Below are 19,075 nucleotides of genomic sequence, written 5' to 3'. Positions count from 1 at the left end.
CTGGGGGCATGCGCAAACGTCGTGCTGGCGCGAGCGAAGGTGCGAGACCTTCCGCTCTTACGGGGTCGCCCAGGGACCACTTCCATACTCCCTCCATTGTCCTGAAGGCGATGGCCGATGCACTCAAGCGTTCCCGGCCCTCGTGTTATCTACGTGGTTTTTTCTGAAAACTGAGAACAACGCGAGTATTCAGGCCGTCCGCGTCAACGACCTTTGCGATCAAGCCCGCGCCTACGCAGGGACAGCGTCCAGAGTGGCTGCCTTCTGCCGCAACAAGTCGATAAACAACCCCAATTCCCGACTCACCGGGTCGCCCTTGCGCATCAGCAAGCCAAACGGTGCCAGCCTCACATCCAACGCAACCGGCAGTGCCACCACCAGTCCCATCTTCAGGTAGTCACGCAGGGCGCTTTCCGACAACACCATCACCGCATCAGTCAGTTGGATCAGTTGCTGCATCGAATACACCGAGCTGCATTCGATGATATCGGCAGGGCTGGGCAATGCCAGGTCCTGCAGCGCCTGGTCAAAGCTGATACGCGCCGGGCTGGTTTGCGGTTGCAGAATCCACGGCCAGGCATGTACCAGTTCCGCCAGCGATAGCTGATCGCGTTGGGCCAGCGGGTGGCCGGCGTGTACCACTACCAGCAGGCGCTCATTGCCCAAGGGTTCAAAGCTGTAGTGTTGGTTGTCGGTGGCGGCGTTGCGGCGCGAGATCGCCAGATCGATACGGCCCTGTTCGAGCAACTGAATCACCTGGTCGCTGGTGTCACCCATGATGCGGATACGCAGTTGCGGATTGAGCGACTTGATCTGCGCAATGCTGTCCATCACCAGATCCGGCGCGGCGCCCATGATGGTACCGATGGACAGGTAGCCATAACCGCCCTGCTTACGCGCCGTTAAATCTTCGGCACAGCGGTCCAGACCACTCAGCGCCGACTCGGCGAAGTTGATCAGTTGCTGACCGAGCGCCGTAGGACGCATCCCTCGCGGCAAACGCTCGAACAGATCGCAGCCGAACATGTCCTCGATCTCGTGCAGCATACGCGTGGCGGCAGGCTGCGACATGTTCAGGGCCTGGGACGCGCGGTGCAGGTTCTGGCTGGAGCTCAGCGCCACCAGCATATGCAAATGCTTGTAGCGCAGGCGGTTGAACAGGCTGGGAGAGATCGCGGGACTACGCATTTTTTTCCTTTTAATCGATACCCTGAGGTTATCGCCTTTAAGCGAGATTCGATTTGTAGCGCATTGCTCGGCCGCCGTACAGTCCGGCCCATAAGAACAAAACGACGGACGCCCTTATGAAAACCCTGCCTGCGCCCCTGCTCGCCAAGATGTCCTGGCGGCTGCTGCCCTTTCTGCTGCTGATGTACATCATGGCGTTTCTCGACCGCGCCAACGTCGGGTTTGCCAAACAGGCCTTCCAGGCTGATACCGGGTTGAGCGATGCCGCCTTCGCCTTTGGCGCCGGTGTGTTCTTCGTCGGCTACGCCCTGCTGGAAGTGCCGAGCAACCTGATCCTGCACCGCGTCGGCGCCCGCCTGTGGATGTGCCGCATCATGGTCAGTTGGGGCCTGATCTCGGCGGCGATGGTGTTCGCCCATAACGAAACCAGCTTCTATGTGTTGCGCTTCCTGCTAGGCGTGGCCGAAGCCGGCTTCTTTCCCGGCGTGATCCTCTACCTCACCTATTGGTTCCCCCAAGCCGTGCGTGGCAAGGCCATGGGCTTCTTCTACTTCGGCGCCCCACTGGCATTCATCTTCGGCAGCCCGTTGTCCGGTTTGCTGTTGGAGATGGACGGGTTCGGTGGGATTCACGGCTGGCAATGGCTGTTCGCCGTCGAAGGTTTGATGGCCACCGCTGTCGGCATCTGGGCCTATTGGTATCTGGACAACCGCCCGGCCGACGCCAAGTGGCTGAGCGTGGACGAGCGCCAGCAAATCCAAAGCTTGCTCGACCGCGAAGACCAACACAAAACCTCCCATGGCCGCAGCCTGCTGACCGTGTTGTGCCAACCTTCGGTGCTGTACCTGTGCCTGGTGTACCTGCTGATCCAGGCCAGCGTATATGGCGTGGTGTTTTACCTGCCTACTCAGGTGGGCGGCCTGCTCGGCACCAAGGTCGGCTTGATGGTTGGGTTGGTCTCGGCAATTCCCTGGGTCTGCGCACTGTTCGCCGCCTGGTGGATCCCCGGTTATTCCGACCGCACCGGCGAGCGCCGCCGCACCGCCTGCCTGACCCTATTGATGGCGGCCGCCGGCATCGCCTGCTCGGTGACCTTCGCCAACCCGCTGCTGGGCATGCTCGCGCTGTGCTTTGCGGCCTCGGGCTTTATCGCGGTGCAGCCGGTGTTCTGGACCTTTCCTTCCAGCTACCTGGCGGGCAGCGCCGCCGCCGCCGGCATTGCCCTGATCAATTCCTTCGGTGCGCTCGGCGGCTTCATTGCCCCGGTGATCAAGCACTGGGCCGAAGGCGCCTTCCATTCCCCGGCGGCCGGTTTGTACCTGCTGTCCGCTACCACAGTACTGGCCGCATTGCTGGTGCTGGGCATCCATTCACCCGGCCGCAACGCGTCGAACACGCCGGCCACTGTTTAACGCCAGGAGTCACACCATGGGTCATCTCACCATCAAACACGTACGCGCCTTCGTAGTGCGAGGCGGCGGCGCCGATTACCACGACCAGGGCGACGGCCATTGGATCGACGATCACATCTGCACGCCCATGAGCAAATATCCCGAGTACCGCCAGAGCCGTCGTAGCTTCGGGATCAACGTGCTCGGCACCCTGGTGGTGGAGATCGAAGCCAGCGACGGCACCGTCGGTTTCGCCGTGACCACCGGCGGTGAACCCGCGGCGTATATCGTCGAAAAACACCTGGCGCGCTTTATCGAAGGCGCGCGCATCACCGATATCGAAAAGATCTGGGACCAAATGTACCAGTCCACCCTTTTCTACGGCCGCAAGGGTCTGGTGATCAACACCATTTCCGGTGTCGACCTGGCCCTGTGGGACCTGCTCGGTAAGATCCGCCAGGAGCCCGTTCACCATCTGCTCGGCGGTGCGGTACGCGATGAGTTGCAGTTCTACGCCACCGGCGCGCGCCCCGACCTGGCGCAGAAAATGGGCTTTATCGGCGGCAAGATGCCCTTGCACCACGGGCCCAGCGAAGCTGAGGAAGGCCTGCGCAAGAACCTCGAAGCACTGGCGACCATGCGTGAACGGGTCGGCCCTGATTTCTGGTTGATGCTCGATTGCTGGATGAGCCTGGATGTGAACTACGCCACCAAACTGGCCATCGGCGCCCACGAACACGGGCTCAAGTGGATCGAAGAAGCCCTATCCCCGGACGATTACTGGGGCTACGCCGCCCTGCGCAACAACGTGCCAAAAGGCATGCTGGTGACCACTGGCGAGCATGAAGCCACGCGCTGGGGTTTCCGCATGCTTCTGGAAATGGGCTGCTGCGACATTATCCAGCCCGATGTCGGCTGGTGCGGCGGCCTCACCGAACTGGTGAAAATCTCCGCCCTGGCCGACGCCCATAACGCAATGGTCGTGCCCCACGGCTCGTCGGTGTACAGCTACCACTTTGTTGCCACCCGCCATAACAGCCCGTTCGCCGAATTTCTGATGATGGCGCCCAAGGCCGATGAAGTGGTGCCGATGTTCCATCCGCAACTGCTTGGCGAGCCAGTGCCAGTCAATGGCCGCATGCGCCTGTCGGTGCTCGACAAGCCCGGTTTCGGCGTAGACCTGAACCCGGATTGCCAATTGCACCGTCCGTACAACCGCTAAGGAGCGCCGTCATGAACATGCCCCGCAATGGCTTCAAGGCCGCCCTGGCCAAGGACGCCACCCAATACGGCATCTGGGCCGGTTTTGCCAACGGCTACGCCGCCGAGATCGTCGCAGGCCTGGGTTACGACTGGATGCTGATCGACGGCGAACACGCGCCCAATACCGTGCCCAGCGTGCTCAGCCAATTGCAGACCGTGGCTCCGTACGCCACCGCGCCGGTGGTGCGCGCGGTCAACGGTGACGCCAGCCTGATCAAGCAACTGCTCGACGTCGGTGCCCAGACCCTGATGATCCCCATGGTGGAAACCGCCGAACAGGCTCAGGCCCTGGTGCGTGCCATGCGTTATCCGCCCCACGGCATTCGTGGTGTCGGCGGCGGCCTGACCCGCGCCACCCGTTGGGATGGCGTGGCGGATTACCTCAACACCGCCCATGAAGCGTTGTGCCTGGTCGTGCAGGTGGAGTCGCGCCTGGGCGTGGAAAACGTCGCGGCGATTGCCGCCGTGGAAGGCGTGGACGCGGTGTTTATCGGCCCCGCCGACCTGTCCATCGGACTCGGGCACGCCGGCAACCCCGGCCACCCCGAGGTGCAGGAACGTATCAGGCACGCAGTGGATGCGACCCTCGCCGCCGGCAAGGTCAGCGGCATCCTGGCGCCCAATGAAGAAGACGCCCGCCGCTATCAGGCCTGGGGTTGCCGCTTTATCGCGGTGGCCATTGATATCAGCCTGCTACGCCAGAGCGCCCTGGCCACCCTCGCCCGCTATCGCTCGGCTGCCGACACCCAAGCGCCTTCGCGCACTTACTGAGGAACCTGCCCATGTCATCCGTTCCCGTTTACCAGAACTTCATCAACGGCCGCTTTACCGCAAGCGATAGCCACATCGATGTGCTCAACCCAGCTACCGGCGCCTTGCTGTCCAAGGTGCCGGCGTCCACCGCCGCCGATGTCGACCGAGCCCTCGCCGCTGCCCGCAGTGCGCAAAAAGACTGGGCCCGCAAACCCGCGATCGAACGCGCCGGGCACCTGCGCCGCATCGCCGCGAAGCTGCGGGAAAACGTCGCCCAGCTCGCGCGTACCATTACCCTGGAACAAGGCAAGATCACGGGCCTGGCCGAGGTCGAAGTGAACTTCACCGCCGATTACCTCGACTACATGGCCGAATGGGCGCGACGCATCGAAGGCGAGATCATCACCAGCGACCGGCCCAACGAAAATATTTTCCTGTTCCGCAAACCGTTGGGCGTGGTGGCCGGCATCCTGCCGTGGAATTTCCCGTTTTTTTTGATCGCGCGCAAAATGGCGCCGGCGCTGCTCACCGGCAACACCATCGTGATCAAGCCCAGCGAAGAAACCCCGAACAACTGCTTTGAATTCGCCAAACTGGTGGCCGAGACCGACCTGCCCGCCGGCGTGTTCAACGTGGTGTGCGGCGATGGCAATGTCGGTGGTGCACTGACTGCCCACAAGGGCGTGGACATGATCAGTTTCACCGGCAGCGTCGCCACCGGCACGCGGATCATGGCCGCCGCCGCACCGAACATCACCAAACTCAACCTGGAGCTGGGCGGCAAGGCGCCGGCCATCGTGCTCGCGGATGCCGACCTGGAGCTGGCGGTCAAAGCCATCCGCGATTCGCGCATCATCAACACCGGCCAAGTGTGCAACTGCGCCGAACGGGTGTATGTGGAACGCAAGGTCGCGGATCAGTTTATCGAGCGCATCAGCGCGGCGATGTCGGCGACCCGCTATGGCGATCCGATTGCCCAGGCCGATGTGGAAATGGGCCCGTTGATCAATCGCCAGGGCCTCGACAGCGTCGACCGCAAAGTTCGCACCGCACTGAGCCAGGGCGCCAACTTGGTCAGCGGCGGGCAGATTGCCGACCTCGGCGCGGGCTTTCACTTCCAGCCAACGGTCTTGGCCGGGTGCCGCGCCGATATGGAGATCATGCGCGAAGAGATCTTCGGCCCGGTGTTGCCGATCCAGATTGTCGACGACCTTGACGAAGCCATCGCCCTGGCCAATGACTGCGACTACGGCCTGACCTCGTCGATCTACACCCGCGACCTGGGCAAGGCCATGCACGCAGTACGCGAGATCGACTTTGGCGAAACCTACGTCAACCGCGAGAACTTCGAGGCCATGCAAGGCTTCCATGCCGGCGTGCGCAAATCCGGGATTGGCGGCGCCGACGGCAAACACGGCCTGTACGAGTACACCCACACGCATGTGGTGTACCTGCAGGGCTGAGTGGGTTAAACCGGGCCACGCACGCTAGCGTGCAGGCCCTTGCGAATTTGCTTTTGATAAGGACTGCGCCATGCCCCTGACGCTCTATAGCGGCCCGATCATCGACAGCCACTTGCACCTGTTTGATCCGCGCCGCCCCCAGGGCATCCCCTGGCCTGAGCCGGGCAACCGGTTGTACGCCGCGCACCTGCCGGCGGACTACTGGGCCCTGGCCGGCCCACACAATGTGGTAGGCGCGATTGCCGTGGAAGCCAGCCCGTGGCGCGACGATAACCGCTGGCTGCTCGACACACTGCGCAGTGAGCCACGCATGCTGGGTTTTGTCGGCAACCTGGACCCGCTGCACGCCGACTTCGCCGCCGACCTCGAGGCGTTGGCGGAAGAACCGCTGTTCCTCGGCCTGCGCTACGGCAACCTGTGGGACCGCGACCTGCTGCAAGACCAGACTCGCCCCGGCTTTATCGACGGCCTGCGCCAATTGGCCGCCTGCGGCCGTGGCCTGGACAGTGCCAATCCGAACCCGCGCTTGATCAAGGCGCTGTTGCACCTGAGCGATGCTTTGCCACAGCTGCGCATCATCGTTGATCACCTGCCCAACGCCCAAGTGCCGGCGGGTGAAGAAGCCGCCTACCACGCCGACCTGCTGCGCCTCGCCGAGCGCCCGAAGGTGTTCGCCAAACTGGCGGAAATCCCCCAGCTCGGGCCGCACGGTTTGATCACCGACACGGCGTTCTACCACGACCGCCTGGCCGTACTGTGGGAGGCCTTTGGCGAAGAGCGTTGCTTCTTCGGCAGCGACTGGCCCAACAGCGATCACCTGGCGAACTTCGCCACCACCCTGGGGCTCGTCAAACAATGCATGGCCGACAAACCCGAGGCGGTGCAAGCGAAGTTTTTCCTGCATAACGCGGTGCGCATCTATACACCGACGCCGCCCCATGGAGACCAGTGATGCAGACCCGTGCCTTTCGCATGAACCTCAACCCCGGCCAGGCCGCCGAGTATCGCCGCCGCCATGACCAGATCTGGCCGGAACTGGCCCAGGCCCTGCTGGACGCGGGCGTGGTGGATTACCGGATTTTCCTCGATGAGCCGGCCAACGCGTTGTTCGCGATGCTCACCCACGAGGACTTGCATGGCCTGGATGAACTGCCTGGCACCGACTTGATGCAACGCTGGTGGACCTACATGCACGACATCATGCCCAGCCACCCGGACGCCTCGCCAATCAGTGTCGACCTGTTGCCCATGTTCCAACTGACGCGCACCTGATCCAACCGAGCCACAACAACAATAAAAAGGATTCAACGACGTGGAAATCATTCTCCTTGGTGTGATTCTGCACTTTATCGGCGGCTTCGCTTCCGGCAGTTTCTACATCCCCTACAAGAAGGTCCGCGGCTGGGCCTGGGAAAGCTACTGGATCACCGGCGGGCTGGTGTCCTGGCTGATCGTGCCACTGATCGCCGCCCAACTGACGGTGCCCGGCTGGGTGGAAATCCTGCGCACGGCCGACAGCGGCACCCTGCTCTGGACTTATATGTTCGGCGTGTTGTGGGGCATCGGCGGGCTGACCTTCGGCCTGACTATGCGCTACCTGGGCTTGTCCCTGGGCATGTCGTTGATCATGGGCCTCACCTCGGCCCTCGGCGCTCTGATGCCGGCCCTGTACCGCGACCTGTTCACCCAGGAAACCGAAGGCACCCTGACCTCGATGCTGGCCTCTCAGGGCGGGCATTGGGTGTTGTGGGGTGTGGCGGTGTCGTTGATCGGTATCGCGGTGTGCGGCAAAGCCGGGCTGATCAAGGAACGGGAAGTGTCCCAGGCGGTGAAGTTCGCCAGTGTCAGCGAGTTCTCCCTGGGCAAGGGCCTGCTGGTGGCGGTGATTTCCGGCGTGCTCAGTGCGTGTTTCAGCTACGGCATTTCCGCCGGTCGGCCCCTGGCCGCCGCCGCAGTGGAACATGGCGCCAACAGCCTGTTCCAGAACAACGTGACCTTCATGGTGATCATGTGGGGCGGCCTCACCACCAATGGTATCTGGTGCCTGTGGCTGAACTGGCGCAACCGTACTTTCCATAACTACACCGACCGCAGCACACCGTTGCTCGGCAACTACCTGTTGGTGGCCATTGCCGGCACCCTGTGGTTCCTGCAGTTTTTCTTCTACGGCATGGGCGAAAGCCGCCTGCAGAACGACGCCAGTTCCTGGGTGCTGCACATGTCGTTCATCATCATCGTGTCCAATGGCTGGGGCCTGTATTTGCGCGAATGGCACGGCACCAGCGCGGCCAACAAAGGCGTACTGATGGCCGGCATCGCGGTGATCCTCGGCGCTATCGCCATGGTCGGTTATGGCAATTACCTCGGCTGATGCCGCTTATTTTTGAAGGAGCGTTTTTATGTTGCTTGCAGACAAAACCGTTATCATCACCGGCGCCTCCCGTGGCATCGGCCGCGCCGCCGCCCGTGAATGCGCGCGCCAGGGTGCCCGCGTGGTTATCGGCCATAGCGGTAGTAGCCAAGGCACCGAGGCGGCGTATTCGTTGATCGAAGAGATCAAGGCCTTTGGCGGCCAGGCCATTGAAGTGGGGGGCGATGCGGCTGATCCGGACACCGGCGACAAGCTGGTGGCCGCCGCAGTCAAGGCGTTCGGCAGCGTCGACGTGTTCGTCAACAACGCCGGCATCTGCCCGTTCCATTCGTTCCTCGACATGCCCCGCGAGGTCTACCTGAAAACCGTCAACACCAACCTCAACGGCGCCTACTTCGCCGTACAGGCGGCGGCCAACCAGATGAAAAACCAGGGCCGTGGCGGCGCGATCATCGCCGTCAGCTCCATCAGTGCCCTAGTGGGCGGCGGCATGCAAACCCACTACACGCCGACCAAGGCCGGGCTGCATTCGTTGATGCAATCCTGCGCGATTGCCCTGGGGCCCTACGGCATTCGCTGTAACTCGGTGCTGCCGGGGACCATTGCCACCGATATCAACAAGGACGACCTGGCCGACGAGGAAAAACTCGCCTACATGACCTCGCGCACGCCGTTGGGTCGCCTCGGCGAACCCGATGACGTGGCCGGGCCGATCGTCTTCCTCGCCTCGGACATGGCGCGTTATGTGACCGGCGCTTCGTTGCTGGTGGATGGCGGGTTGTTCGTAAACCTGCAGTAACCATCGCTTCCCAGACATCACACTTCCAATGTGTGGGCTTGCCCGCGATTACGGTCGACCAGTCAGCGGATGCATTGATTGCTGCGCCGCAAAAGTAGAAAGCTGATCGAATGGTGACAAAAACTGACCGCCTTGCGCTGTAGATTCCACTCGGTGACAACCCCAGTCGTATGCCGGAGTTTGGAGACGCATCATGAAACGCATTCAGTACAGCAGATATGGCGGGCCAGAGGTCATGCAGGTCCAGGACTTTGAGCTCCCTCACCCAGGCGAAGGTGAGGTCGGTGTCAGCGTCAAGTTTTCAGCGATCAATCCAATTGACTGGAAGCTGCGGACTGGGCAAATGAAGATCGTTACCGGTAGGAAATTCCCCCGCGCGATGGGAATGGATTTCTCTGGCAGGGTTATATCGATCGGCGCCGGCGTCACGCGATTCAAGGTCGGGGACGCGGTGTTTGGACTCGCCCGATTTAAGGAAAGCGGAGCGTTTGGTCATGCCGTTATCACAAAAGAGGCCTTTTTAGCCCATAAGCCGGATGACGTGCCGTTCGAGCACGCCGCCTGCCTGGGCACCCCAGGTATAACGGCCTGGAACGGGCTGATAGACAAGGCCAAGCTGCAAGCCGGCCAGCATGTCTTCGTCAATGGATGCGCCGGAGCCGTAGGCGAAGCAGCTGTACAAATAGCTCGGATGCAGGGGGCCGTCGTCTCGGGCAGTTGCAGCGACAGGGATATGCAGCAAGCAAAGTCGTTGGGTATGCACACTGTTTATGATTATCGGAACCTGCACCTATCGAATATTGCTAATAGATTCGACGTGGTTTACGACACTGCGGCAACGCTGTCGATATCTGAAGGCGTTGCGACGCTAAAACCGGGCGGCGTATTTCTTGATCTAAACCCCGGCCCAGGTAAATTTGTCCGCGCTTTTTTTGATCGCAGACTCAAAATGGTCATAGGCTCACCGCGCGCCGAGATATTGGATAAGCTTGCCAAGGCTGCCAGTGAGAGGCACTACAACGTCCGAGTTGCCCAAACCGTTTCGATGGCCGAGGCGATTCGACTTATCACTGAGCTTGAGAAAGGCCGTAAGCTCGGCGGTAAAGGTGTCATCGCGATGGAGTAGACATGGCCAGGAGTCACCGTTTGTTTGAGCTGATGCAAGTGCTGCGCCGACATCGTAGAACGGTGTCGGGTCAGACACTTGCGCTGGAATTGGGCGTTTCATTGCGCACAATACGTCGCGATGTGGTGACGTTGCAGGGGATGGGCGCCGACATCGAGGGTGAGCCTGGCTTAGGTTATATTTTGAAACCTGGTTTTCTGTTACCCCCGCTTGCATTTACAGAAGAAGAAATCCAGGCGCTTGTAGTAGGTGCCCAGTGGGTCAATCGTCAGACAGACGAAAAATTTGCCCTCGCGGTAAAGAATGCGTTGGCCAAAATCAATGCCGTGTTGCCTCTGGATATGCGTCACACCTTTGACGACGAAACGTTCTACGTGGGCGCCGACTCCAACCTTTCCACTTCAATCGACCTGAGTGAAGTCCGATTCGCATTGCGTGATCAGCGCAAACTGCTTATCACCTTGTCGATATCCCACGCACCGGCAGATAAACAAATTATCTGGCCGATCATGCTGGGCTTCATAGACGCAAAGCGCTTCCTGTCGGCGTGGTGTGAAGCGGACAACCGGTTCCGCGTGATCGCCATGGATGACATCGCACAACTGAAAGTGCTTGCCGAGCGCTATAGTCGTAACCGACGTCAGCTTATCAAGGAATGGCGAGCTCATGAGGTCTTGCCTTGTAACGGTTCTGGCAAGGAGTGCTGATCGGAGGAACAAACGAGGTCGGATGATGCGCCTCAGGCGAAAATCACCAGGCGCGCGTTGCGCGCACCTTCGACGTAGACACTGCGGTTTTGATTTTTTCTGCGAAGGCATCGATCCCAGACCGGGCTTTCGCCCAAATCGGCCTGACAGGCGAAAAAAAGACGTGGCGTTTCCCGAGCAGGCATATTCAACACTCCTTGATTTCGTTCCAACGTTGGGCAACCTGCTCGGCACTGGCGGCTTTGACTCGGGCCAGATCGACGGGATAGTCGACACCCGGGTTTTCGACAAACCGCGTCGCCGTAAACTGGCCGTTGCTGGCGCGCAAGACATAGCCCGTATCATTGCACTGCTGCGATGCCAGAAAGACCACACCCGGCGCTACCCATTCGGGCTTGAGGTTTTCCGGTTCTTCGGTCACGCCCCACATACGCGTCTTGGCAACCGGCGATACCGCGTTGACCAGGATGCCCACTGGCGCGCCTTCCATGCTCAACGCATTCATGATGCCCAGTTGGGCCATCTTTGCGGCGGCGTACGCCACCAGGCCCGGTTGCGCATAATGCTGATACATCGCACGGTCGGAGGACGTCAGCACGACCCGCGCAGCAGTAGAGTGTTTCAGATATTTCCAGGCAAATTTACATAACCATACGGGCGTATAAATATTGATATCCACCGCGCGACCAATAAACGTTGCGTCAGCCTCTTCAATGGGTTGATAACCGACCCAACCGGCATTGTGAATCAAGATATCGAGTTGCCCAAATGCCTCGATCGCCTTGTCCACCAAGTGCTGGCAACCCTGTTCGGTGGACAGGTCGCCGTGATGCCCCACCACGCGCAACCCTTTGTCTTTAAGGGTTTGTGCCGCATCCATGGCAATCGAGCCATCGCCCCCCGCGCCCAGCTTGTCTGCGCCGATATCACTGATCACAACGTTGGCGCCCAACGCGGCTAACGATTGCGCATAACTAAAGCCGAGCCCTCGACCCGCACCCGTTACAATTGCAGTTCTTCCTGTAAAGTTCATTGGCTATTTCCTCTGGAGTGCCTTCATCCTAACAATGTCTATCGGACCTGTTTAATACTAACGGCGGCCAAAGTTGATACCTGATTAATATCAAGTTAATGTCGGGTCCCTGTAAGCCTGCTGATCAGTTCAATGAAGGAACAGAAGAAATGATCGAAACCCGCCTGCTGCGCCAGTTCATCGCCGTGGCTGAAGAGCTGCATTTCCACAAGGCTGCCATCCGCCTGCACATGGCCCAGCCGCCTTTGAGCCAGGCGATCAATCGGCTGGAAGATAAACTGGGGTTCAGGTTGTTCAATCGGAATAAACGCGGGGTCAACCTGACCCCCGCCGGGGGGGCGTTCCTGAAGACTGCCTATAGCACGCTCAAGGAGCTGGAGCTGGGCATCGAACGTGCCCGTCAAGTGTCCGAAGGGATTGCGGGAAAACTGACGGTGACCGCAGTATCGATCGCCGGCTACGAGTCGCTGCTCAATACCTTGCGCCAGTTCCGCGAGACCTTCCCCAAGGTCCAATTGGTCATCAGGGAGATGCCCTCCGCCAGTCAGGCCAAGGCCATCCTGTGCGAAGAAGCGGATATCGCCTTCATGCGCCAGCTGCCGATTTCGGCGCAAAACTTCCAATCACGTCTAGTGCTGAATGAAGAGATCGTGCTGGCGCTGCCCGTCCATCACCCCAAGGCTGAGGAGGGCCGGATCGACTTGCGGGATTTCGCCGGGGAAGACTTCGTATTCACCCCCGAAGCCTTGGGGCCCGGCTATCACAGTCAGCTTATCGCCTTGTGCGAAGCTGCCGGTTTTTATCCCAAGGTGGTGCAGGAAGCCGCACAGATCCATACCTTGATCGGCTTGGTGGCCTGTGGTTTTGGCGTCGCGCTGGTGCCTGAATCAATTGCCAACTCAATCATGCGCGACAAGGTCCTGTTTCGCCGGATCTCTGCGTTGACCGCCGCCCCCAACCCGTCGATCGGCTTATATATGAGCTGGAACACCCTCAACCAATCACCGCTGATGGACAGCTTTATCTCCCTCCTCGACTTCAACGCAGACTCCCGGGTTGAAAGGACGCTGGCCGTCCAGGTCAGCTGAAGCGTGACGTGACTTATCGTTGCAAAACGCTCTAAAGTGCGGCAATCCGGCAGGCAGGCAACGCTCGAGCGAATGCCTGCTGGCCAATCCCCCGGGGCGCGCTGGCGATGTCGCGGCAACAAAACCGATAAGAGAATCTGGCGAATGAACAATGGCCACTACGACAGGCGGGCAACGACTGCGCAGGACGCGGGCGCGTGCAACGCGCTGCCGCATATTCTGCTGATCGACGACGCCCCTGAAGATATCCGTGCCACGCTCATTCTGCTCAAGACCCAGCCCTGGCGCGTTTCGGTGGCCAGCGATGCCCATCAGGGCTATCAACGGGCACTCGCCCTGGGCCCGGACCTGATCGTGCTGGATGTTCACATGCCACACATGGACGGCTTCAGCCTGTGCAGGTTGTTACGCGAGGCGCCGGCCACCCGGCATACGCCGATCCTGTTCCTGTCATCGGCAAATACCTCACTGGAACGCCTCGAAGGGCTGGCCGTGGGCGCGGTGGACTACATCCCCAAATCCTATGCGCCCGAGGAAGTCCTGGCGCGCATCAGGATTCATCTGCAATTGACCTGGCGAGCGCCGCCGCCCCTTCAGGCCAGCCTGACCGAGCCAGCACCGCAAGGCGATGAAATCGTGTTGAGGGCGGCCATGCGAGTGATTGAACACCAACTGGACGACATACCTTCCCTGCCCTGCCTTGCGCAAAAAGTCGGCACCCATGAAAAACGCCTCTCCGCGATTTTCCGTGAGCATTTGGGGCTGACCGTGTTCGCCTACATTCGCGATGCAAGGCTGCGTCGTGGCCAGGCACTGCTCTGCGAAAGCGCCATGAGTGTGCAGGACGTGGCCGAACTGGTGGGCTTTCGCAATGCGTGCAACTTCGCCACCGCATTCCGCCAGCGAATCGGCATGACGCCCAGTCAGTTTCGCCAGCACGCCCTGGGCAACGAGCACGCCTGATGCGGCTTCTACAGTTCCTGTTGCTGACGCTGGCATTGTTATCCGCAGGCCTGCTGCGCGCCGCCCCCGTGGATATCTGCCAGGCCGAGCACCTGGACCTGATGCCCATGCTGCACATTTTCGAGGACACCCAGGCCAGCTTGAGCGTGCAAGACGTTGCTCGACTGCCCGAAGCGCGTTTCGCCGCCACACGCCCAGGCTGGCCGACCCAAGGCTATAGCCGCTCCGCATTCTGGTTGCGCGTGCAGTTCACCAACGCGAGCGATGTGGCGTGTTCGCGCCTGCTGGTGGTCGGGGCGCCGCGCCTGGAAGACATCCGCGTCTACCAGCGCGCCGATGGACAGTGGAGCGATGCACACGCCGGTAGCGCCCACCCCCTGACCGAATGGCCCCAGCCCCCCGCGCGTCAGCCTGCGTTCCCGATCTCGCTGGCCGCGCGGGAAAACGTCACTGTGCTCATCCGCGTGACGAGCCATTTCCAAATGCTGCTGGAGCCGCAACTGTGGTCCGAACCGGCACTGCTGCGCAGTCAGCAACAGACCTACCTGAGCGACGGACTCACCCTTGGCATTGTCCTGCTGGTCGTCCCGTTCGGCCTGATCGTCGGCTGGATCCTGCGCTCCCGATTGCTGAGCGTGAACGCGGGCGCGGTGCTCAGCTACATCCTGCTGACCTGCATCCTCAATGGCTACCTGGTCTACTGGCCCGCCGCGCTGGGCTGGACGCGCGAGTGGCTGACCTGCGCCAGCGCGGTCTCGTTCATCCTGTTCCTGGCCTATATGCGTGTGCTGTTGCAGGTATCGCACCTGCCCAGAGCCATTGGCTGGAGCTATTGGGTGCCCCTGTCGGGCTGCCTTCTGGGCCGGCTCTGGTGGCTGAACGTCGATCCGGTCCAGGGCGCACAACTCATCCAATGGTCACTGATGAGCTTTTATGCCGTGTTGCTCGCCACGTTAGTCATGGCCTGGCGCAGACGCCTGCGTTACAGCTCGATGGCCTGGCTGGTGCCGGGGCTCTTGCTGGGCCAATTGCTGATGCGGATTTTTTTCCCTCAGGAACAGCTGCCCTGGCAGTCGCCGCACAGCAAATACAGCTTATCGTCCACGCTGGCAGGCGTGGCGTTGCTGGTGTGCACCTTGATCATGGAAGTCGCGCGCAGCCGCGACCGTGAAAAGCACGCGCTGTCCAGCCTCGAACACCAACGCCAGGCCGAGCACGAACGCCTGGAAAGCACCGTCGCGCTGCGCACCGCGCAGTTGCGCGAATCGCTGGCGGCGCGCAGCGCCCTGATGGCGCGGATCAGCCACGACCTGCGCTCGCCGCTGGTGCGCATCATCGACTATGCGCGCCTGCTGCACGCCGGGCCGAACCGCGATTACCAAGCCACGATCGAACGCAATGCCCGCCAGCAACTGGAACTGATCGATGAAATGCTCGAATTTTCCCGTGGCGAACTGGAGCACATGCAACTGAGCCTCGCGCCGGGTTACCTGTACGGCTTCCTCAAGGAGATCGCCGATGAGGCCGGCTTTCTGGCCGCGCGCCAGGGCAACACTTTCGAAGCGGTGCTGGCAGATGACCTGCCGCCACTGGTCGAGGCCGACTTCACACGTCTTCGGCAAATCCTCATGAACCTGCTGGCGAACGCGGCAAAGTTCACCCGCGACGGCCAGATCCGTTTCGAAGTGAGCGCTCAGCCGGGCGCGACTGCCGAGCGCGTGGAGCTGTACTTCAGCGTGATCGACACCGGTATCGGCATCGACCCACACGAATTCGAACACCTGCTGCAACCGTTCCGCCGTGGCCGCAATGCGCAGCACCATGAGGGCAGCGGGCTGGGCTTGTCGATTGTCACTCAGTTGCTGGCGCACATGGACAGCCGGCTCGAACCGCACGCCAGTGAACGGGGCGGCAGCCACTTCAGTTTTCGCCTGCGACTCAACTGCGCCGGGGAGCAGGATCTGGAACTGGGCATCGTCGACAACAACGCCGCGCCGCTCGACGGCCGGGGCAAGCATGTTCTGCTGGTAGATGACGTAGAGCAGAACAGCGAATGGCTGTATGACCTGCTGGCTGGCTACGGTTTTGACGTGAGCATGGCGGCGGACGGCGAAGCTGCCTTGGCCTGCCTGGCCGCACAACCGGTCGACCTGCTGATCAGCGACCAGATGATGCCCGGCATGGACGGCTGGGAACTGCTGCGGCAGGTGCGCAATCACTGGGGCCCTCTTCCCGTGATGCTGTATTCGGCGGTCCCGCCCCGCAGGCCGCAGGATTATCCGGATGCCCTGGCGTTCGACGCAGTACTGCTCAAGCCCGCCGACAGCCGGGAATTGCTGGCCTGGGTCAAGACGCTGGCCTGCCCGGACACGGTGCGTCGCGAGATGGCCAGGGAGGTTTAGCATGCCGGGTCCAGGTTATCGGCTGCTCTGGGTTGGCTGCCTTGCGGCACTGCCCTGGGCGCCGGCAAATGCCGGGGCTGAGGCACCCGGCCCGCTCACGCTGGATGAATCAACCGTCACCGCCAGGCGCCGTGAAGAGGCGGTGCAAGACGTGCCGATCCCGATCAGCGTACTCTACGGTGATCAATTGGACGAGGCCGGCCTGCACCGGTTCCAGGACATCCAACAGCGGGTACCCGGTCTGGTGGTGTCCGGTCATGACGCCCGCTTCGCCGGGTTCGGACTGCGCGGCTTGGGCGCCACCACCTACAACGATGGCCTGGAAGGCAGCGTCGGCACCTACGTCGATGGCGTTTACCAGGCGCGCCAGGGCATGGCCTTCACCGAGTTGATGGACATCGAGCGCATCGAAGTCCTGCGCGGGCCGCAAGGCACCTTGTTCGGCAAAAACACCAGCGCCGGCGCGCTGAGCATCATCACGCGCCCGCCAACCTTTGACCCCGAAGCCAACCTCGAAGCCAGCCAGGGCGAGCGCGGTTTGCGGGAATATCGCGGCGTTATTTCCGGGCCGCTGCAGGGTGACGTACTGGCCGGGCGACTCAACGTTTTCAACCGTTCGGTCGATGGCGCCGTGCGCAACCTGCAGGATGGCACCCGCCTTGGCGACGCCGACAGCCAGGGCCTGCGCGGGCAACTGCTGTGGACGCCAGACCCGGATTTCAGCGCGCGCCTGATCGCCGACCATGCCGAGCAAAACGAGGCCGGCAATGTACTGCTGGCCAATCATTACAGCGCCCAGACGCGCCAGCGCGCCAAGTTCCTTGGCTATTCGCTGGCAGAGCCTTCCCCTTACCGGCGCGAGACACGCATCGACGCACCGGGCCGACCGCGGACTCTGCAGAACGGCGTGTCATTGGAATTGAACCGGGACTTCGATCAGGCCATGCGTTTTACCAGCATCACCGCCTACCGCGACTGGGACTACCGCGCTACCCGCGACGGCGACAGCACGGCGCTGTCGGTGGCCGAGTCCGCAACCGCGCTGGATCACCGGCAGTTCAGCCAGGAATGGCGTCTGTCGGGCACCGCAGGCCCGTCCATCGACTATGTCGCCGGGCTCTATTACCTGCGTCAGCAGCTCCACCGCAGGATCGACGTCGAATTCGGCAAGGACGCCGCACCATGGTTCGTCGGCGACCAACTGGCGTCGTTGAAAAAAAACTATGGCATTGCCTTCACCGCGCCAGACCAGGTGCCGGCCATGCTGCTGGAGGGCGCCCGGCAACGGTACGATGGCGAGCAGAAAAGCGAAAGCCGCGCCCTTTTCGGCCAGGTTTCCTGGCGTCCGATTGATCCGCTGGAACTCACCGGCGGCCTGCGCTACAGCCAGGAGCGCAAGGACGGCTGGATCGCGCGCGACGTCAGTAACCTCGCCCCGCTGAATGGATTACCACAGGCTTTCCAGGCGGGCGGGCAATTGCTGCGTGGGATCGCGCTCGGCGGTGGTTATTACCGTGACGACTCGATTGAAGAGAACAGCCTGTCCAGCCTGCTCAGCGCCAGTTACCGCTTCAACGATGCCGTGATGGGCTACGTCAGTGGGTCGCGGGGCTACAAGGCCGGCGGAATCAACTTCGACGTGGTCGGCCCGTTTACCGCCCCCACGTTCGCACCGGAGCGCGCCACGGCCCTGGAACTGGGCGTGAAGACGCGCTTCTGGGAGGACCGCGCCATGCTCGACCTTGCCGTCTACCAGACCGACGTCGACCACTACCAGGCGCTCACCTACAGCCCGCCGACCTCGCTGTTCGCGCCACCGCTGCGCGACAACCTGATCAACGTCGGCAAAGTCCGCCTGCGCGGCATCGAACTGGATTCGGCCTGGCAACTCACCGCCCCACTCACCGCACGCCTGGGCCTGGCCTGGAACGATGCGCGCTACCGCAGCTTCCCCAACGCCCCGTGCCCACCGGCCTCGGGCCAATGGACCTGCGACCTCAGCGGCGATCGTCTCTACAACGCGCCGCAATGGAGCTTCAGCGCCGGCCTGGCCCACGTCCACTCGCTGGCGTATGGATTGCAAGCCTACAGCGGTATCGACTACAGCTTCAGGACCGGTTACTACGGCACCCTCGAAGGTGGCGAAGGCAGCTATCAACCCAGCTACGGCCTCACCAACCTGCGCCTTGGGTTACGCAGCCAGGACCGTGCCTGGGAAGTGGAAGGCTGGGTGCGCAACGTCTTCGAACGCCAGTACATTAGCGCCGTGTACTCATTGCTCGGCGCCGGTGACTACGGCGTCATGACGGGCAGCGAACGAACCGTGGGCACCACCGTCAGGCTTCGCTACTGACCCATAGGTATCTACACAACGCTGTAGCACCCAACGCTAACCACGATGCGCAGCGAGCCCTCTTGATCTTGATCTTGATCTGCTTTTGATCTTGATCTCAGGCGCCCCGTTAAACCACGCTGGCCGAACGCAGGCTTGAATCCGTGGGCAACCCGGCAGGACGCCGGGTTAGCCG

17 protein-coding genes are annotated in these 19,075 nt (G+C 61.6%); 14 read left to right on the top strand and 3 right to left on the bottom strand.

From position 1 onward, the window contains the following. Positions 1–231 precede the first annotated feature (231 nt). The gene (locus tag PspCFBP13528_RS09590) at positions 232–1,188 is read right to left on the bottom strand and encodes a LysR family transcriptional regulator (RefSeq protein ID WP_101220563.1); all 957 of its coding nucleotides are present in this window, start codon (positions 1,186–1,188) and stop codon (positions 232–234) included. Positions 1,189–1,304: 116 nt separating this feature from the next. Between PspCFBP13528_RS09590 and PspCFBP13528_RS09585 the strand changes: the two genes are divergently transcribed. The 10 genes from PspCFBP13528_RS09585 (at position 1,305) to PspCFBP13528_RS09540 (ending at position 11,061) form a co-directional block, all read left to right on the top strand. Beyond that, positions 1,305–2,600 carry an MFS transporter gene (locus PspCFBP13528_RS09585; protein ID WP_137200079.1) on the top strand — a complete coding sequence of 432 codons (1,296 nt, stop codon included), beginning with the start codon at positions 1,305–1,307 and terminating at the stop codon, positions 2,598–2,600. Positions 2,601–2,616: 16 nt separating this feature from the next. Continuing rightward, on the top strand, positions 2,617–3,801 hold the full coding sequence (gene rhmD / locus PspCFBP13528_RS09580) for an L-rhamnonate dehydratase (protein WP_137200078.1): 1,185 nt from the start codon (positions 2,617–2,619) through the stop codon (positions 3,799–3,801). Between the two features lie 11 nt (positions 3,802–3,812). Then, a complete protein-coding gene (locus tag PspCFBP13528_RS09575; RefSeq protein WP_137200077.1) occupies positions 3,813–4,613 on the top strand; it encodes an HpcH/HpaI aldolase/citrate lyase family protein in 801 nt (266 codons plus the stop codon). Between the two features lie 11 nt (positions 4,614–4,624). Then, positions 4,625–6,058 (top strand): aldehyde dehydrogenase, encoded by a 1,434-nt coding sequence (gene aldA, locus PspCFBP13528_RS09570; RefSeq protein ID WP_137200076.1) that lies wholly within the window; start codon positions 4,625–4,627, stop codon positions 6,056–6,058. 70 nt (positions 6,059–6,128) lie between these two features. Next, positions 6,129–7,010 carry an amidohydrolase family protein gene (locus PspCFBP13528_RS09565; protein ID WP_137200075.1) on the top strand — a complete coding sequence of 294 codons (882 nt, stop codon included), beginning with the start codon at positions 6,129–6,131 and terminating at the stop codon, positions 7,008–7,010. Then, positions 7,010–7,330, top strand: a complete 321-nt coding sequence (rhaM, locus tag PspCFBP13528_RS09560) for an L-rhamnose mutarotase (protein ID WP_178084424.1) — start codon at positions 7,010–7,012, stop codon at positions 7,328–7,330. Before PspCFBP13528_RS09565 ends, rhaM begins: the two co-directional genes overlap by 1 nt. A gap of 40 nt (positions 7,331–7,370) precedes the next feature. Next, positions 7,371–8,429, top strand: a complete 1,059-nt coding sequence (gene rhaT, locus PspCFBP13528_RS09555) for an L-rhamnose/proton symporter RhaT (protein WP_137200074.1) — start codon at positions 7,371–7,373, stop codon at positions 8,427–8,429. 28 nt (positions 8,430–8,457) lie between these two features. After that, positions 8,458–9,228 (top strand): SDR family NAD(P)-dependent oxidoreductase, encoded by a 771-nt coding sequence (locus PspCFBP13528_RS09550; protein WP_137200073.1) that lies wholly within the window; start codon positions 8,458–8,460, stop codon positions 9,226–9,228. Positions 9,229–9,421: 193 nt separating this feature from the next. After that, positions 9,422–10,354, top strand: coding sequence for an NAD(P)-dependent alcohol dehydrogenase (locus tag PspCFBP13528_RS09545; RefSeq protein ID WP_137200072.1), 933 nt, complete (start codon positions 9,422–9,424; stop codon positions 10,352–10,354). A 2-nt stretch (positions 10,355–10,356) separates the two neighbouring features. Next, positions 10,357–11,061, top strand: a complete 705-nt coding sequence (locus PspCFBP13528_RS09540; RefSeq protein ID WP_137200071.1) for a YafY family protein — start codon at positions 10,357–10,359, stop codon at positions 11,059–11,061. A gap of 32 nt (positions 11,062–11,093) precedes the next feature. Here PspCFBP13528_RS09540 and PspCFBP13528_RS27505 read toward each other — a convergent pair whose 3' ends face one another. Both PspCFBP13528_RS27505 and PspCFBP13528_RS09535 read right to left on the bottom strand, forming a co-directional pair. Further along, the gene (locus PspCFBP13528_RS27505) at positions 11,094–11,246 is read right to left on the bottom strand and encodes a hypothetical protein (protein ID WP_161594758.1); all 153 of its coding nucleotides are present in this window, start codon (positions 11,244–11,246) and stop codon (positions 11,094–11,096) included. Between the two features lie 2 nt (positions 11,247–11,248). Continuing rightward, a complete protein-coding gene (locus PspCFBP13528_RS09535; RefSeq protein WP_137200070.1) occupies positions 11,249–12,094 on the bottom strand; it encodes an SDR family oxidoreductase in 846 nt (281 codons plus the stop codon). A 149-nt stretch (positions 12,095–12,243) separates the two neighbouring features. On the opposite strand from PspCFBP13528_RS09535, the gene PspCFBP13528_RS09530 reads away from it, so the two are divergent. The 4 genes from PspCFBP13528_RS09530 (at position 12,244) to PspCFBP13528_RS09515 (ending at position 18,900) form a co-directional block, all read left to right on the top strand. Continuing rightward, positions 12,244–13,182, top strand: coding sequence for a LysR family transcriptional regulator (locus PspCFBP13528_RS09530; RefSeq protein ID WP_137200069.1), 939 nt, complete (start codon positions 12,244–12,246; stop codon positions 13,180–13,182). Positions 13,183–13,326: 144 nt separating this feature from the next. Then, entirely contained in the window at positions 13,327–14,145 is an 819-nt protein-coding gene (locus PspCFBP13528_RS09525; RefSeq protein ID WP_137200068.1) for a helix-turn-helix domain-containing protein, read from the top strand. Next, complete coding sequence (locus PspCFBP13528_RS09520) at positions 14,145–16,547, top strand: 7TM-DISM domain-containing protein (protein ID WP_137200067.1); 2,403 nt, start codon at positions 14,145–14,147, stop codon at positions 16,545–16,547. Before PspCFBP13528_RS09525 ends, PspCFBP13528_RS09520 begins: the two co-directional genes overlap by 1 nt. A 1-nt stretch (position 16,548) precedes the next feature. After that, positions 16,549–18,900 (top strand): TonB-dependent receptor, encoded by a 2,352-nt coding sequence (locus tag PspCFBP13528_RS09515; RefSeq protein ID WP_137200066.1) that lies wholly within the window; start codon positions 16,549–16,551, stop codon positions 18,898–18,900. Positions 18,901–19,075: the final 175 nt, after the last annotated feature.

It is taken from the genome of Pseudomonas sp. CFBP13528, assembly GCF_005233615.1.
GTDB lineage: Bacteria > Pseudomonadota > Gammaproteobacteria > Pseudomonadales > Pseudomonadaceae > Aquipseudomonas > Aquipseudomonas fluorescens_AM.
The sequence above is the reverse complement of the archived record's forward strand: the minus strand, read 5'-3'. Positions and strand labels throughout refer to the sequence as shown.

Excerpts from the sequence above, each read along its gene's own strand:
- PspCFBP13528_RS09590 (WP_101220563.1), bottom strand. The coding sequence starts at position 1,188 with ATGCGTAGTCCCGCGATCTCTCCCAGCCTGTTCAACCGCCTGCGCTAC.
- PspCFBP13528_RS09585 (WP_137200079.1), top strand. The coding sequence starts at position 1,305 with ATGAAAACCCTGCCTGCGCCCCTGCTCGCCAAGATGTCCTGGCGGCTG.
- rhmD (WP_137200078.1), top strand. The coding sequence starts at position 2,617 with ATGGGTCATCTCACCATCAAACACGTACGCGCCTTCGTAGTGCGAGGC.
- PspCFBP13528_RS09575 (WP_137200077.1), top strand. The coding sequence starts at position 3,813 with ATGAACATGCCCCGCAATGGCTTCAAGGCCGCCCTGGCCAAGGACGCC.
- aldA (WP_137200076.1), top strand. The coding sequence starts at position 4,625 with ATGTCATCCGTTCCCGTTTACCAGAACTTCATCAACGGCCGCTTTACC.
- PspCFBP13528_RS09565 (WP_137200075.1), top strand. The coding sequence starts at position 6,129 with ATGCCCCTGACGCTCTATAGCGGCCCGATCATCGACAGCCACTTGCAC.
- rhaM (WP_178084424.1), top strand. The coding sequence starts at position 7,010 with ATGCAGACCCGTGCCTTTCGCATGAACCTCAACCCCGGCCAGGCCGCC.
- PspCFBP13528_RS09550 (WP_137200073.1), top strand. The coding sequence starts at position 8,458 with ATGTTGCTTGCAGACAAAACCGTTATCATCACCGGCGCCTCCCGTGGC.
- PspCFBP13528_RS09545 (WP_137200072.1), top strand. The coding sequence starts at position 9,422 with ATGAAACGCATTCAGTACAGCAGATATGGCGGGCCAGAGGTCATGCAG.
- PspCFBP13528_RS09540 (WP_137200071.1), top strand. The coding sequence starts at position 10,357 with ATGGCCAGGAGTCACCGTTTGTTTGAGCTGATGCAAGTGCTGCGCCGA.
- PspCFBP13528_RS27505 (WP_161594758.1), bottom strand. The coding sequence starts at position 11,246 with ATGCCTGCTCGGGAAACGCCACGTCTTTTTTTCGCCTGTCAGGCCGAT.
- PspCFBP13528_RS09535 (WP_137200070.1), bottom strand. The coding sequence starts at position 12,094 with ATGAACTTTACAGGAAGAACTGCAATTGTAACGGGTGCGGGTCGAGGG.
- PspCFBP13528_RS09530 (WP_137200069.1), top strand. The coding sequence starts at position 12,244 with ATGATCGAAACCCGCCTGCTGCGCCAGTTCATCGCCGTGGCTGAAGAG.
- PspCFBP13528_RS09525 (WP_137200068.1), top strand. The coding sequence starts at position 13,327 with ATGAACAATGGCCACTACGACAGGCGGGCAACGACTGCGCAGGACGCG.
- PspCFBP13528_RS09520 (WP_137200067.1), top strand. The coding sequence starts at position 14,145 with ATGCGGCTTCTACAGTTCCTGTTGCTGACGCTGGCATTGTTATCCGCA.
- PspCFBP13528_RS09515 (WP_137200066.1), top strand. The coding sequence starts at position 16,549 with ATGCCGGGTCCAGGTTATCGGCTGCTCTGGGTTGGCTGCCTTGCGGCA.